Source organism: Soonwooa sp. (assembly GCF_032062245.1).
GTDB lineage: Bacteria > Bacteroidota > Bacteroidia > Flavobacteriales > Weeksellaceae > Soonwooa.
In genome coordinates this window covers 14,624-30,216 of sequence record NZ_DAMBQF010000012.1, presented here as the reverse complement: position 1 = coordinate 30,216, position 15,593 = coordinate 14,624, and the positions used below count along the sequence as shown (strand labels likewise).

Sequence of the window (15,593 nt, the reverse complement as noted above, 5' to 3'; positions counted from 1 at the left end):
TTAGTTAAATCAATTAATGACCAGAATTATCAACTGCTTTTGCCATGGTCTCCGCATTGTGTTTATGTCTAAATAAAACAGCAAATGCTATCGCAACAATTAGCGCATAGATTGCGAAACTTAGCCAGATTTCGTGCCAGTTTTTCATCATAACAGCTTTTGACAGTACACCATCTGGTCCAACACTAGCGTTGAAAGAGTTTTTCAAGATTCCTAAAAACGTTGGATTATCTGGTGTTGTCTCTAGATAAGTTGCCAATTCGGTCGCAGTTGAAAATTTGTGCGTAAAGAATTTATCAATCATCCAGCCTGCAACATTACTTCCGATAACCGCTCCGAAACCGTTAGTCATCATCATAAATAGACCTTGCGCAGAGGAACGAATGTTCTTTTCAGTAGTTGTTTCTACAAATAAAGAACCTGATATATTAAAGAAATCGAATGCCATACCGTAAACGATACACGACATAATAATCATCCAAAGACCACCTTGTGGATCACCAAAAGCAAACAATCCGAAACGAAGAACCCATGCCAACATACTGATAAGCATGACGTTTTTAATCCCATATTTAATTAAGAAAAAAGGAATTGCTAGAATAAACAAAGTTTCAGAAACTTGAGAAATCGCCATAATAATGGTCGAACGTTGTACTACAAAAGAGTCAGCATATTTAGGAAAATTCGCAAATTCGCTTAAGAATACATCACCATAAGCATTTGTCAACTGTAAAGCAGCACCCAACAACATCGAAAAAATGAAGAATAAAGCCATTTTATAATTTCCGAAAAGCTTGAAGGCATTAAGTCCTAACTGCTCAGCTAAAGGTGCATTTTTATCAATAAGATTTTGTGGAGGACATTTTGGAAGCGTTATCGCGTAGATTCCTAAAAGGATTGCAACAGCTCCAGCAATGTAGAATTGTCCTTCCGTTGCTTTATTACCAGTAAGATTGGTGATAATCATTGCTACAATAAATCCAACTGTACCCCAAACTCTGATTGGTGGAAAATCCTTAACCACATCAAGATTATTGTTTTTTAGGACATTGTAAGATATCGAGTTACATAATGAAATTGTTGGCATATAAAAACACATTGCCAGCAACATAATGTAAAAAAACGAATTTGGACTTTCTGCATGTGGTAACAAAAATAATGTTGCGCCATACAGCACGTGTAAAATTGCATAAATTCTTTCGGCATTTATCCAACGGTCAGCAATAATACCTGTAATAGTAGGCATAAAGATCGCAGCAATCCCCATTGTACCAAATACAGCACCGAATTGCGTCCCATCCCAATGCTTTGTCCCAAACCAGAAGTTAGCCATTGTAATGAGCCAAGCTCCCCAAACGAAAAACTGAAGGAAACTCAGTATCGTTAAACGTAATTTTATGTTCATAATTATGAAATGTAAATAGAAATATTATTCAATCTTTCGGTTGCGCTTTTTGATCTCTTCTTGTATTTGTAAAGCGGTATCAAAATCTTCTTCTTTAACTGCGTCTTCTAAAAGTTGCGCTAATTCTTGCGATGACAAATTGCCAAGACTGGCTCCTTCTAATTCTTCGGTATTTTGATTATCTGCAACATCCGCAGACATCTCTTCAGGTTCGTTGATTTCTAAAAGAATTCCGGCTTCGCTAAGGACTTGTTCCGTCGTAAAAATAGGTGCATCAAATCGAACTGCCATTGCAACAGCATCCGACGTGCGTGCATCCAAAATTAATTCTTCATCCGAAATGTTATTAGTAAAAACAAGGTTTGAAAAGAAAACGCCGTCCAAAATTTGATAAATAACAACAGAACTCAATCGGTATTGCGTTGCCTTTACGAAGCTTGAAAAAAGATCGTGCGTCAATGGTCTCGGTGGTTGTATATCTTTTTCTAGACCGAGTGATATGGATTGTGCTTCAAAATTGCCTATAACAACAGGTAGTTTGACACCTGTCTCTTCGTGTTCTAATAATAATGCATAGGCTCCAGATTGTGTCTGGCTATAGGAAATTCCTCTTATGATAAGTCTTTTATAATCCATCTAGCAAATATAAAGTTTTTTAGGAATTTGGAGGTCAGTTTTTAAACCAAGTATAATTAATTGATTTGTAAAAGACTATAAGCAAAATATCCTAAATTTTAGATTTTGAAAAATTGCTAATTATCCCTTCTCCGCGCCCCGACTTGAGTGGAACTCCTTTTTTTGCTTGGCATAAAGCGTCGGCAATAAAGAGTGGGAACGGAAGGCGGAAATGGCGCCCAAATAAAAAAGCCCGAGAAGATTCTCAGGCTTTATATCTAGTCTAAAAATCGGTTAAGATTTGAAGGCTTTAAGTTTTTCTACCAAGGCAGGAACGATCTGGAACGCGTCACCAACTACTCCATAATCTGCAGATTTAAAGAACGGTGCTTCTGGATCGTTGTTGATAACTACAATAGTTTTTGATGAGTTTACACCCGCCAAATGCTGGATAGCTCCTGAAATACCTACTGCGATGTATAAGTTAGGCGAAATTGCCTTACCTGTTTGACCAACGTGCTCAGCGTGTGGTCTCCAACCGATATCAGCAACTGGCTTAGACGATGCTGTTGCAGCGCCAAGTACGTTTGCTAGATCTTCGATCATTCCCCAGTTTTCTGGACCTTTAAGACCACGACCTGCAGAAACAACGATTTCGGCTTCTTTAAGGTCTAACTTACCTGATGATTGCTCGTGGCTAACCACTTTTGTATCTTCGTTAACGATGCTAAGATCTTTAACTTCTTCGGAACCTGAAACTGCATTTTCTTTAGCACCGAAAGCATTTTGAGATACTGTCGCGATAACGTTAGCGGCATCAGCTTTTGCATGCATAAATCCTTTACCTGAGAAAGCTTTTCTTTTCACTTGGAATGGTGAAAGGCTTTCTGGCGCAGCGATAACGTTAGTTAACAATGATGCATTTTTTTGGATTGCTAACATTGGTGCGATAGACGATGCATCTGTTGTGTGAGGGAAAACAACGATGTTGCCATCAGCGATTTGTCCTACTGCATCTGCATAAGCTTTTGCGCTGAAATTTTTAAGTCCTTCGTCTTTAACATTAATTACTTTTGATGCTCCATACTTATACAATAAATCTGAAGAATCTGTTGGGTTGATAGAGATAGCTGTTACAGTATCACCAGCTTGGTCTGCAATAGCTTTGGCGTAAGCAACTGCTTCGAAAGCTGCTTTTTTGTAAACACCATTTATATTTTCTGCATATACGAATATTGCCATTTTCTTGAATTTAAAAATTAAAAGATTTAATGATTAGAAGATAATATCCGAGTAATCTTGTATCTCAAAAATTCTATCTTCTAGTCTCTAATATTAGATAACTTTAGCTTCTTCGTGAAGTAATCTTACCAATTCGTCTAAGTTGTCAGGAGAAACCAATTTAACAGCTGCTCTTGGCGGAACTGCATCAAAAGAAATAGCATCAACTTTAACTTCTTTATTGCTAGGTTCTACAACTTGTAAAGGCTTTGTTCTTGCAGACATAATCCCTCTCATATTAGGGATGATAAGATCTTTTTCTTCAACAATACCTTTTTGACCAGCGATAACTGCAGGTAGTTTAACAGAAATAGTTTCTTTACCACCTTCAATCTCTCTAACTGCTGTAGCTTCTGCGCCGTTGATATCTAGACCAACACAAGCGTTAACGAAAGGTTGGTTAAGCAATGCTGCAACCATACCTGGTACTGCTCCACCGTTATAATCGATAGATTCTTTACCAGCTAATACAACATCGTATGCACCGTCTTGAGCGATTTTGGCAATCTCTTTAGCCACCGAATAACTATCTTTAGCTTCTGAGTTAACTCTAACTGCATCGTTAGCACCAATTGCTAATGCTTTACGGATAACAGCTTCTGTCCCAGCATCACCAACGTTAACCACAGTAACTGTAGCACCTTGGCTTTCTTGTAATTTTATAGCTTTTGTTAAAGCAAATTCGTCCAAAGGATTAATTACCCATTGGATTCCGTTTTTGTCGAAAGCAGATTTGTCTGCTGTAAAGTTAATTTTACTTGTCGTATCAGGCACACTGCTGATGCAAACTAATATTTTCATTTGGATAATTTTTTTGAAATTAAGCTTTGTAAATATACTAAATAATACTATGCACGCATAATATTTTGTTATTTTATGAATAAGAATCCGTCAACATTTGATTAAAAGGAATATGACAAGAATCTTCAAAAAGTTTTGAATTAAATTTTAAAACAAATCCAAAGTTTTGACAAGAATCATAATTCCCAAAAATCATTTATAAATCCGCAATCCTATTTTGTTTAATTATTTTTTGACTTGAGAAGCTCTTAATTCAATTTTTGATGGTAAAACACGAGGATCCATTTTCATCATATTTAAAACCAAATCACCAACATCTCTCGGTTGTATCTTCCACGACTCTTCTTCTGACGGTTCCGAATTGTTAAAATAGGTATTAATCGAGCCCGGCAAAATCACAGAACATTTAATATTGTACTTTCTAAGATCCAACATGGCTGCTTGTGTAAATCCTACAACACCAAACTTGGAAGCATTATAACCACTTCCCTTTTCAAAAAAGTATTCGCCAGCCAAACTCGCAATCGAAATAAAATAACCTTCGGTTTTCTTTAAAGCGTCGATGCTCGATTTTAAAGTATAAAAAACGCCCGTCAAATTGGTATCAATCATATCCTGCCAATCATCGATACTCAAATCTTCGATTGGTGCAAAATGTCCCAAACCTGCATTAGCAATTACCAAATCTAATCTTCCAAATTTCTCAACAACTTTCGAAATCGCTTTTTGCTCATCGTCAAAATTTTTAACATCCGAAATAATTCCTAAAACATTGTCGCCAGAAGCATCCAATTGTTTTGAAGCTTTTTCTACATCTTCAGCTTTTCGCCCTGAGAAAGCGATTTTGAAACCATTCTCCAGCAGAACTTCTGCAATTCCAAAACCAACGCCTTTTGTTCCACCTGTTATATAAGCTACTTTATTTTGTGACATATTGATAATTTAGTTCTACAAAAATAAAAAAAGACAATCCTTTCGAATAGTCTTTTAATATATTTTAACCTTTTGTATAATATTCAAAAAAATATGGGATACTCTCAATTCCTTTGTAATAGTTATACAATCCATAATGTTCGTTAGGAGAATGTATCGCATCAGAGTCTAGACCAAAGCCCATTAATACTGATTTTGCACCCAATACTTTTTCAAATAAAGACGTAATCGGAATACTTCCGCCACTTCTATAAGGAAGGACTTCTCTACCGAAAGCTTGTTCCATTGCTTTTTTAGCAGCTTGGAATTCTTTAGTATCGCTTTCTAAAACATAAGGCATTCCACCATGGTGAGGCGTCACTTTAACCTTAACACTTTTAGGAGCAATCTTCTCGAAATATTTTGTGAATTTCTCTGTAATTTCTTCAGGTGTTTGATTCGGAACCAAACGCATTGAGATTTTAGCAAAAGCTTTAGAAGCGATAACGGTTTTTGCACCTTCGCCAGTATAACCTCCCCAAATACCATTAACATCCAATGTTGGACGGATAGATGCTCTTTCTAAAGTTGTGTAGCCTTCTTCGCCTTGGATGTCATTTAATCCAATAGACTTTTTGTAAGCTTCTGGGTCATCTTTTAGTTTGTTCATTGCTTTACGATCTTCGTCAGAAACAACCAAAACATTATCGTAGAAACCATCAATTGTAATATGGCCTTTGTCATCGATAAGGTCACCAATCATTTTAGCTAAAACATTAATTGGATTAGGAACTGCGCCTCCATAAAGTCCAGAATGTAAATCTCTGTTAGGACCTTCCACTTCTACTTCTACATAGCTAAGACCCCTAAGTCCTGTCGTAACCGTTGGCTGCTCAACCGAATAAATATGCGTATCCGAAATCAAGATAACATCACATTTTAGTTTTTCTTTATTTTCTTCTAAGAAATCAGCTAAACTTGCAGAACCAACTTCTTCTTCTCCTTCAATAATAAATTTAACATTACAAGGCAAAGAATTCGTTTTCATCATGGCTTCGAAAGCTTTAACATGCATGAAGAATTGACCTTTATCATCCGCAGAACCACGTGCGAAAATTGCACCGTCTGGATGTAATTCTGTTTTCTTAACGACTGGCTCAAAAGGATCACTTGTCCACAATTCTAACGGATCAGCTGGTTGAACATCATAATGTCCGTACACCAAAACCGTTGGTAAAGCGGGATCAATCATCTTTTCGCCATAAGCTACAGGATAGCCTTTAGTTTTTAAAACTTCTACATTGTCAGCACCCGCTTTTTTTAAGTGATCCGCTACCGTGTCAGCACATTTCAGAACTTCGTCTTTGTAAGCTGGATCAGCACTAATTGACGCAATTCTTAACACATCAAACAACTCGTCTAAAAAACGTTGTTTGTTTTCCTGAATATAATTTTGAGTTTCGTTCATATCTAAAACTATTTGGAATTAATTGATATAAAAAATGTCTCACGCGAGTAAGACATTATATATTGTGAGAATCTATTATTACTTAACTTTAACAGTATCAACTTTTGCAGCTTCTGTTGGCGTCGCAACCGCAGTCTGTACTGGAGCAGCTTTTGTCGTGTCAACTTTAGTTTCGTAAGTTCCGTGTGGTGCGTTAGGATCGTCATATCTAACAACATCGTCAGTTTTTTTAAGACGACCTTTGTTACCTCCTTCTGGTAAACTACAAGATACTACAAATAAAGCTGAAGCCAATAATAAAAGAGATTTTTTCATTCTTAAAATTTTAAAGTTCAAAATTACTAAAACTCGTTCGTACAACAAAATAATTATCAGAAATTTATTCCGAATCTTATTAATTATGTTTAATGTAAACTACGGAGGACCAATTTGGCTTTTTGACTTTGTGTAAAAACTAAATAATCTTGTCCACCGTCTTTTATTTTATACTTCTTTTTAATCTCGTCTGGCGTCAATGGATGATTTTTAGAAATAATATTAAACTTCTCGTTTTTAATTAATTTTTTAGGATCGATATTTTCTACTTTTAAAATTCTTCCTGAGAAATCATTTAACAATTGCGAAGATGTGTAAAGATGCGTGTTTGGATGTAATTTTTTAAGATTAAATAATTTCGAAATACTATTAAATGCACCCGATTTTAGAACTGCATTATTTGGAATATAAAGATAATCTTCTACTTCGCCAAAGTCAGCTTTTATTGATTTCTCATCTTCAAAATGAAATTCGAATGTAGAATCTTGACTTTCCAAATTAATACAAGAAATCAATGGATTACCCGAAACAACATTCTTTTCTAAAGTTAAAACCAGCTCTTTAACGTCATTTCGCCAAGCAATAATTTCAATTTTCAAAAGATATTTAACCTCCGACACCAAATAGCTAATATCGATTAACGGCGAAAGTTTAATGATAACTTTATCGCCAATTTCTAATAATTGATCTTGAATTTCTAAAATATTGGGTGATAAATCTTCCAATAAAAATTTCTTCTTTAGATTTTGGTCACGACGCGCGGGATCGAGATAAATGACATCAAAATGCCTTTTGTTTTGACTTAAAAAATCTTCTAAATCAAGACTGTGGAAATTAGCTTTTCTGCCAAGGATTTTCCAATTTTGTTCAACAATTTTGATAAGCTGTGGATTCTGCTCAACCAAATCAATTTCATCAAAATTCTTGGAAAGAAAATAAGCGTCAATTCCAAAACCACAAGTCAAATCGAGGAAGTTTTTACCTTTTAAAAATTCAGATTTATAAGCCGCCGTAACTTCTGACGAAGCTTGTTCTAGATTGAGATTTGGAGGAAAAATAATGTTGTCTTTTTTCAAAAACGGAAACTTCTTTTCGGCAACTTTTCGACCTTTAATTTGTTGCACAATTTCTTGCATAGAAACGCCCTCAAAAGGTGATTTCTTCAATAACAAAGAATGCAAATCTGCGTCGAGATTTGCATTAATATAATTTTGAATTTCTTTCTTAAGAAGTTTTTCCATTTTTAAAATATCTGAAAATACGTCAGTTCGAATTTTTTATAGAAGTTTTATTTTGTCAATCCATTTTCGCTACAATTTTTCTCATTTAGATTTCGAAAAACTATTCAAATTGACGATTAAAAAAAACTATTCAAACATTTCTGCCCATCGTACAGCTTTTATTTCGTTGTCATTGTAAAGATCCGAAACTTGCTTTCTAACCTCCAACTTTGGATAAAGATTAACACCGATTAACTTGATTTTGCCTTCTTCTACCCAAGTTTGCTCTTTCGTCGCTTGCTCGAAAATCATCTCTTGGATTGCTCCATTTTTGATGTTCTCCGCAAATCCACCTTTGTTTTCAAAATCTAAAAACAAAGTCCAAGCTTGCTCAGACAACTGGCGTGTCACATCTTCGATTACATAACTTCCAGACGTCGCATCTTCAAAAACGTTGATAATACTTTCGTACGCCAAAACAATCATCTGCTTAAAAGACAACTCTTCAGAAAGTTTGGTTTGATTTTTAATTTTGAAATCGTTGGCAAAAACCGCATCAGCACCGCCAATCATCGCAGCAGACAACTCTAGCGTCGATCGAATCAAATTATTCTCTTCGTCGTTATTGGCTTTATTTCTAAAACTTGTCTCCGCAAAAATGTATGGAAATAAATTCAATCCATATTCTTTAGAAAGTTGATTGAACAAATATTTAAACGCTCTAATTTTAGCAATTTCTAAAAAATATTGATGTCCAATTGCGAATCTGAAACTTAGTTTTTCTAAAATTTCAGATCCAAATTTCTCCACCAAATCTTTAGATTTTGCTAAAGCAATCGCCAATTGCTGTACTATAGAAGCTCCAGCATTTTGATAAACTGAAACATCGACACCGATATTTCTTTTGAAATTATTTTTAACTAAAGACTGCACCAAAGCTTCATCAATACTAGCATCTTTAGAAAAAACATCAACCAAACTAACATATTGATTGGTCTCAGCTGTTGTAAGATTTACTAAATCTGGATTAGAAAAAAACAAAGTTTTCTCCGAAACTTTAACATCTTTATCTATCAAAAAAGCGTAGGCATCTTCCTCCAAAAAGTCTTTGTATTTAGCAACAAGATGTGTACTTTCTTCGATACGCGGGAGCTTTTCAGCTTTTGGTGTACTGTTATCGTAATAACCTTTTACAACAATATTTTCAAGATTTTCTTTGATTAAAACGCTATCAATATCATCAGTTTTCAATTGTTTTTTCACCAATTGTTCCCAATCTTGAAGACTAACTTTCGGAAATTCCATTTTTACTTTTTATCAATTTTTGTACTATCGGCAACGAGAATAAAGATTTCTTCATTTGGCTTTTTCATGAAGTAATTTTCACGAGCATATTTTTCTTTCTCGTCTTTATTATTCATCAGCTTTTTGTAGAAAGCATCGTTTTTCTCGTATTCGGATTTGTAATAAGCCAACTGATGCTCATACTTTGTAATGTCACCATTTAGTTCATTAACAACTAGAAAAGAGGTGTTGTCAAAGAATATCATCCATGCAAAAAACGCCACCAAAGTAATGGTATATTTATTAAGAATGTAGCTGGTTACAAATTTATAACCGCTAGATTTCTTCTTGATATCTTTGATCAGCTCTTTCATTATTTTTTCAATGAATTGTTAATAACTGTGGTCAGAAAATCAATAGCAACGGTATTGTTTTTCATGTTCGGTACGATAAGATCGGCTTCGTTTTTTGATGGTTCGATAAACTCTTGGTGCATCGGTTTAAGCGTCGTTTGGTAGCGATGAAGCACTTCTTGCAAATCTCTTCCACGTTCTTGTGTATCGCGACGAATTCTTCGGATTAATCTTTCGTCAGAATCTGTGTGTACGAAGACTTTAAGATCATATTCTTTAAGCAATTCTTTATTTGTTAAAACTAGAATTCCTTCGACTATTAATACATTTTTCGGCTCCACCAAAACATGATCACCAGTTCTCGAATGCGTCACAAACGAATAAACAGGTTGCTCAATCGATTGATTATTTTTAAGCGCTTTAACGTGTTGCGTCAACAATTCAAAATCGATAGATTTTGGGTGGTCATAATTGAGCGCTTCACGCTCCACCAAAGTTAAATTTGGATTATCATGGTAATAATTGTCCTGAGAAAGAACGTTAACGCCTTCAACATTAAGCTGTTGGAGAATTTTGTTAACAACAGTCGTTTTTCCTGATCCCGTTCCTCCGGCAATCCCAATTACAAGCATACTTTGATTTTTTACAAATTTAATTTAAAAATAACATTCGGTACAAAAGAATTGATAAGAAATAATGAGATTTGGATATTGTTTTTAATGATTTTAGTTTTTAAAGTTTAAAACAAATCTTATTAAAAAAAAGAATTAATTTTCTTTAGGCGAAATTCCCAAAACATAATAGAACACCGCCAAAACTCTTGCGAAAAATTCGCGGGTATGGTTGCGATAATAACTTTCGTTTTTAGTAACATCTTGTGCATCGAATCCCAAAGCGTTCATATTGTTATTACGAGCAAAAAATAGCGCTCTCAGATTATGAAAACCTTGCGAAACAATGATGACATTGCTCTGTTTATAGACATCTTTGCAACGCAAAATACTTTTGTGTGTGTTAAAGCCTTTCGGATCTTCGATGATAATCTCTGGCGGAACACCTTCTGTATAAACCAAAAACTTCTTCATCGCAGCTGGCTCATCATAATTTTTTGACTTTTCGCCACTCACGATTATTTTTTTAATTTTCCCGTGGTGATATAAAGTCCCAACAGCAGCCATTCTAGACGTAAAATAAGGATTTGCAAAACCAGATTTCATCTTTGGAGAAGTTCCCAAAACCAAGGCGCATTCGCGTGGTGGAACTTTGCTGATTTTGGTGTAAGTCCTCCCACTCGTCAAGGCAAAAACCCAGAAGTTAGCAAGCAGCATCAACAAAAAAATCAATTCAAGGCTGATAAAGATGGTCTTGAAAAAAGATTTTATAAACTTCAACATACAAACAGGTTCGCTTAACTTATTTTTGAGAGAGTGAATTTAACTATAATTTTTGAAAAAGACGAAAAAATAATTAATCGATTACATCAAAATCTAAAAATAATTCTTGACTCATTGCGATAGCAGAACATGGCAAAATCTTCGACTGTTTCATTTCTTTTTCGGTTAAATATTCGTTTTCTTCCATTTCTACTTCACCTTTTTTAAGTTTACAAATACAGCTTCCGCACACACCAGATTTGCATGAATATGGCACATTAATCCCCATTCCTAAAAGTTGTTGCAGGATTTTTCCTTTGTTGTTTTTAAGAACGATATCATCGGTCGTTAGATGATTGTATTTAATTTTAAGTTTAATATTTTCGATTAACGGAAAAGATTTTTCCTGCGGATAAATATCATCATTAAAAGACTCAAACAATTCAAAATGAATATCGCGCTTCGGAATACCGTTGTTGTAACATGCATTAGCAACGGATTTTATCATATCTCCCGGACCACAAATTACAACTTTATCCGTCGCATCCCAAATCGTAGACTCTTCATCTTCCTCATCCAAATGCAAAATCTGATTAATGATCAAATTAACACGTTTCTCATCCAAACGTCCTTCGAAAAGCAGATTATTAATCTTTTGTCGTGAGAAAAAATAATACACAAAAAATCGATCAGAATGTTCTTGTTGAAGTGCATTTAACTCAGATTCAAAAATGACGTCATCTTTAGTTTTGTTACCATAAAACAAGAAAATTCGAGTTCTCGGTTCTTGAAAAAGTAGATTTTTAATTTGACTAAAAATCGGGGTAATCCCAATTCCCGCAGCAAAAGCAAGAATACTGCGCTTCTCATGAGGTTTTATCACCAAACTAAAACGTCCTTGTGGCGCACTGACAGAGACTTCGTCACCAATATTATAATTATCGTAAAGCGCTTTAGCAGAACTTTCGGGAGAATTAATTTTAATAGCAATTTCAAAATTAGATTCGTTAGGAGAAGTCGTTATCGAATAATCATTAATTTTTTCTTGTTCATTTTTAATAAACTTAACACTAACATATTGTCCTGATTGATAACTAAATACAGACTTTAATTCAACTGGAATTTCAAAACCCAATAAGAAACTATCTTTGGTCAAGTCTATTTTTTTAACTAATTTTAACCGATAAAACTGAGGCTGATTACCAACTGATAAAACTTGTTCTGTCATAGCTTCAAAATTAATCAAAAATTATCAAAGTATAATTTCAAATAAATCAATTACAATGTTAAAAATTCAACTTAAAATAAATGAAAAAATTAGTCTTAAGCCTTGTTTTGGGAGTTTCTTTAATCGCATGTAAAAACGATAAAGAACTAAAATTTGAAGATAAAAATAAAGACGCTGACTCTACGCAAATCGCAACTAATGTTGAAGAAGATTTGCTAAAATCGCATAAAGAATTGTTAGAGGTTAAAGCAGAACAAATGCCTAACCTATTGACTGCAAAAACGAATGACACGCTTTATGTAACCAACTTTTTTGCGACTTGGTGCCAACCTTGCATGGTCGAGATTCCTCATTTTAAAGAAAAAATGGAATCGTTAAAAGGTCAACCTGTAAAATTCACGTTTGTAAGTCTTGACAACAAATCAGATTGGAAAACGGCTGTTAACGATTTCGCTGATGAATACGGACTTCGCAACAATATTGTACTTCTTGATGGGACGACTTTGACTCCAGAATTCTTTAGTCAAAATTTTGACACTTGGAATGGTGAAGCTATTCCGTTCACATTAATGCGTCGCGGAAATATGGTTGACGAATATATGGGATCGATGAAAAAAGAGGAAATTAATAGCAAAATTGACAAAATGATGGCGGCTAATTTGGCGCCGAGCATCGACCAACAGAAAGAAAAAAGTAAGATTACGGGCAAAAAATAATCGAAAAGACATCCAATCGGATGTCTTTTTCTTTATGAATAATTTGTACTTTTGGCGCACAAATAAGACTATGGCTAAAAGCTTCGGAATCCTTGGTATCGTCTTAGGCATCGGTATTCTCATCGCTGTTGCTATCAACCTGAACATAGGTTTTATCCAACTACAACTTCAAGATTTTTATAATGAAAATTCTGTAAATGCCGCCATTGCAGACATTAGAGTTAATCGTGTTCTGGCGATGTTTTTGGCAGGAATTTCGATTCCCAGTAGTGGATTTTTATTACAAGAATATTTCAAAAATCCCTTAGCCGGACCAGACGTTTTGGGAATAACCTCAATCTCGAGTTTGGCGGTTGCTTGTTTTATTTTCTTTTCGCAATCGTGGATTCTGCCCGAGTTTTTACAAAATGGTTTTATTAGTTTTTCAGCTATTGGTGGGAGTTTAGCATTAATGATTGTTTTGATTTTGTTTTCAAAACGCTTTCAAAATTCGTCATTCATTATTATTTTCGGATTCTTAATTTCAGCTTTAGCTGGCGCTGTTGTTAGTATTTTGCAATTTTATGTTGAAAGTCAAAGCCTGAAAAATTATATTTTATGGTCATTTGGAGCGAATAATAATGTAAGTCGAGATCAACTTTTGATTTTATTTTTGTTTGTAATCGCAGGACTTTTTTTTAGTTTTAAATCAATAAAACCTTTGATGGGAAGCGCTTTCGGAACTTCTTATGCGCGAAGTATCGGTGTTAATCTTGATACTTTAAAATATTTCGTGATCATCGCAACATCTCTCCTATCAGCTTCTGTTACAGCGTTTTTAGGCCCTATATTATTCGTCGGAATTGTCGTACCACATTTTTGTCGATTGTTATTTAATCCTTCAAAACTTTGGCATCAATGGATTCTTAACATGATTTTAGGAATTTTCATTATGCTAAGTTTTTCGATTTTATCGGAATTAACACAGTTTCCGATTAATATTATCACGTCAGTTATTGGTATTCCTGTTATACTTTTGATGCTTTTAAAACAATCTACAAATATATAATTATGAATGCATTTTTAGAATTGAAAAACTTAAGCATTGGCTACAAAAAAACTTTGGTTTCTGAGATTAATACCGAAGCTAGTTTGGGCGAAGTAATCTTATTAATAGGAAATAATGGTGTTGGTAAAACAACTTTGATTAAAACTCTTTTAAAACAAAATCAAATTTTAAAAGGAGAGGTTTTAATTAGTCATAAATCGTTAAAAACTATTTCTCAGAGAGATATTGCCGAGGATATTGCCATTGTTTTTTCTAAAGCAGAAATCCCTACCAATTATACTGTTGAAGAACTTGTCAATTTTGGAAAATATATTCATTATCCTTATTATTTTAAAATTGATGAAAAAGATAAAACTGAGATTTCTGAAATTATTTCTAAACTAAACTTAGAACAATATCGTCACACACAACTCCAACATTTATCTGATGGAAATCTTCAAAAAGCATTTATTGGTCGAGCTTTAGCACAGAATTCTCCAATCATTATTTTGGACGAACCAACGACGCATTTGGATGAAGACAACAAACTAATTATTTTAAAATTACTTCGATCTCTTGCTAAAACTCAAAACAAATTAATTTTATTTTCGTCACATGATTGGCGTCTCGCTCGTGAATTTGCTGATAAAATTTGGTGGATTCGTGACCAAAAATTAAACTCAGGAATTACAGAAGAAATCCTATTAGAACACAAAAACTTCCTCGATCCTCATATTTTTGACATCAATTCTAAATTTGTTTCACCTAAAATTTTCGCACCCCAACTCGAAAAAGAATTGTTATTTTCATTTCTTCAAAAGAATTTCAATGAAGATTTATCCTTGTTTTCAATAACATACAATAACAATTTGTGGACAATTAGCGAAAATTCTTCAACAAGCCATCACAAAAACCTCTCTGAAATTAAAAATTCGCTACAAACTCGCTTAAAATCTAGATTTTAAATAATTTTATCTTGAATTTATTGCGAATAGCATAGCAATTAACCGTCTGATTTTCAATATTTAACATTTATTTAACTTAGACATACTATGCATGCATAATATATTTTCCTACTTTTGAGTAATCACTTTAAAGGTTATTATGGAAAAGAAAAATTCAGATAAAGTTGAAAGTGTAGATTTATTACTTAAATCTGCGTGGTTAGCCGTATCCAAAATGTATTCCGACAAAGCGTCATTATACAATTCAACAGCGGTACAGGCATTAACATTGCTAAAAATTGACCCCAAAGAAGGCACTCGAAGCACGAATCTTGGCCCCAAAATGGCGATTGAACCAACTTCTTTAACGAGAATCATCAAACTTTTAGAAGACAATGGCTATATCTATAAGGAAAAAACAACGACCGACAAACGCGAAGTTATTATTAAACTAACCGATAAAGGTATCGAATCGCGAAATCTATCTAAAAAAGTTGTCCTTGATTTTAATACCAAAGTTGTCGAAACTATTCCTCAAGAAAAGTTTGAAGTTTTTAAGGAAGTGATGAATCAAATTCTAAAAATCGCAAACAATCTTAACAATAAAAAATAGTTCCCACTTTGGGAATTAAACTATAATTTAATAATTAA

At 34.1% G+C, this 15,593-nt stretch carries 17 protein-coding genes; 4 read left to right on the top strand and 13 right to left on the bottom strand.

Translation table 11 applies throughout. The features are described 5' to 3' along the window. Positions 1-13: 13 nt before the first annotated feature. The 13 genes from RT037_RS07910 to RT037_RS07850 all read right to left on the bottom strand — a co-directional run bounded on the left by RT037_RS07910 (position 14) and on the right by RT037_RS07850 (position 12,255). Positions 14-1,405, bottom strand: coding sequence for a nucleoside permease (locus tag RT037_RS07910; protein WP_313029747.1), 1,392 nt, complete (start codon positions 1,403-1,405; stop codon positions 14-16). Between the two features lie 24 nt (positions 1,406-1,429). Continuing rightward, the gene (locus tag RT037_RS07905; protein ID WP_313029745.1) at positions 1,430-2,041 is read right to left on the bottom strand and encodes a bifunctional nuclease family protein; all 612 of its coding nucleotides are present in this window, start codon (positions 2,039-2,041) and stop codon (positions 1,430-1,432) included. Positions 2,042-2,314: 273 nt separating this feature from the next. Then, positions 2,315-3,262 (bottom strand): electron transfer flavoprotein subunit alpha/FixB family protein, encoded by a 948-nt coding sequence (locus RT037_RS07900; RefSeq protein ID WP_312321715.1) that lies wholly within the window; start codon positions 3,260-3,262, stop codon positions 2,315-2,317. Positions 3,263-3,355: 93 nt separating this feature from the next. After that, a complete protein-coding gene (locus RT037_RS07895; RefSeq protein ID WP_313029743.1) occupies positions 3,356-4,102 on the bottom strand; it encodes an electron transfer flavoprotein subunit beta/FixA family protein in 747 nt (248 codons plus the stop codon). A gap of 225 nt (positions 4,103-4,327) precedes the next feature. Continuing rightward, positions 4,328-5,035: an SDR family oxidoreductase gene (locus RT037_RS07890; protein ID WP_313029739.1), complete on the bottom strand. Its 708-nt coding sequence runs from the start codon at positions 5,033-5,035 to the stop codon at positions 4,328-4,330. A gap of 64 nt (positions 5,036-5,099) precedes the next feature. Beyond that, complete coding sequence (locus RT037_RS07885; RefSeq protein WP_313029736.1) at positions 5,100-6,482, bottom strand: dipeptidase; 1,383 nt, start codon at positions 6,480-6,482, stop codon at positions 5,100-5,102. A gap of 78 nt (positions 6,483-6,560) precedes the next feature. Next, complete coding sequence (locus RT037_RS07880) at positions 6,561-6,797, bottom strand: hypothetical protein (RefSeq protein WP_313029734.1); 237 nt, start codon at positions 6,795-6,797, stop codon at positions 6,561-6,563. A gap of 89 nt (positions 6,798-6,886) precedes the next feature. Next, positions 6,887-8,038 (bottom strand): class I SAM-dependent methyltransferase, encoded by a 1,152-nt coding sequence (locus tag RT037_RS07875; RefSeq protein WP_313029733.1) that lies wholly within the window; start codon positions 8,036-8,038, stop codon positions 6,887-6,889. 126 nt (positions 8,039-8,164) lie between these two features. Beyond that, entirely contained in the window at positions 8,165-9,322 is a 1,158-nt protein-coding gene (locus RT037_RS07870; protein WP_313029731.1) for a methylmalonyl-CoA mutase family protein, read from the bottom strand. Between the two features lie 2 nt (positions 9,323-9,324). Continuing rightward, the gene (locus tag RT037_RS07865; protein WP_313029730.1) at positions 9,325-9,675 is read right to left on the bottom strand and encodes a septum formation initiator family protein; all 351 of its coding nucleotides are present in this window, start codon (positions 9,673-9,675) and stop codon (positions 9,325-9,327) included. After that, the gene (gene udk / locus RT037_RS07860; protein WP_313029725.1) at positions 9,675-10,286 is read right to left on the bottom strand and encodes a uridine kinase; all 612 of its coding nucleotides are present in this window, start codon (positions 10,284-10,286) and stop codon (positions 9,675-9,677) included. Before udk ends, RT037_RS07865 begins: the two co-directional genes overlap by 1 nt. Before the next feature lie 135 nt (positions 10,287-10,421). Next, on the bottom strand, positions 10,422-10,982 hold the full coding sequence (locus RT037_RS07855) for an ElyC/SanA/YdcF family protein (RefSeq protein WP_185116707.1): 561 nt from the start codon (positions 10,980-10,982) through the stop codon (positions 10,422-10,424). 139 nt (positions 10,983-11,121) lie between these two features. After that, entirely contained in the window at positions 11,122-12,255 is a 1,134-nt protein-coding gene (locus tag RT037_RS07850; RefSeq protein ID WP_313029720.1) for a 2Fe-2S iron-sulfur cluster-binding protein, read from the bottom strand. Positions 12,256-12,335: 80 nt separating this feature from the next. Here RT037_RS07850 and RT037_RS07845 point away from each other — a divergent pair, with 80 nt between their 5' ends. The 4 genes from RT037_RS07845 (at position 12,336) to RT037_RS07830 (ending at position 15,555) form a co-directional block, all read left to right on the top strand. After that, on the top strand, positions 12,336-12,971 hold the full coding sequence (locus tag RT037_RS07845) for a TlpA disulfide reductase family protein (protein ID WP_313029716.1): 636 nt from the start codon (positions 12,336-12,338) through the stop codon (positions 12,969-12,971). Positions 12,972-13,041: 70 nt separating this feature from the next. Continuing rightward, positions 13,042-14,019, top strand: coding sequence for an iron ABC transporter permease (locus RT037_RS07840; protein WP_313029713.1), 978 nt, complete (start codon positions 13,042-13,044; stop codon positions 14,017-14,019). Between the two features lie 2 nt (positions 14,020-14,021). After that, positions 14,022-14,963 carry an ABC transporter ATP-binding protein gene (locus tag RT037_RS07835; RefSeq protein ID WP_313029710.1) on the top strand — a complete coding sequence of 314 codons (942 nt, stop codon included), beginning with the start codon at positions 14,022-14,024 and terminating at the stop codon, positions 14,961-14,963. A 139-nt stretch (positions 14,964-15,102) separates the two neighbouring features. Further along, a complete protein-coding gene (locus RT037_RS07830; RefSeq protein ID WP_312321701.1) occupies positions 15,103-15,555 on the top strand; it encodes a MarR family winged helix-turn-helix transcriptional regulator in 453 nt (150 codons plus the stop codon). Positions 15,556-15,593 lie beyond the last annotated feature (38 nt).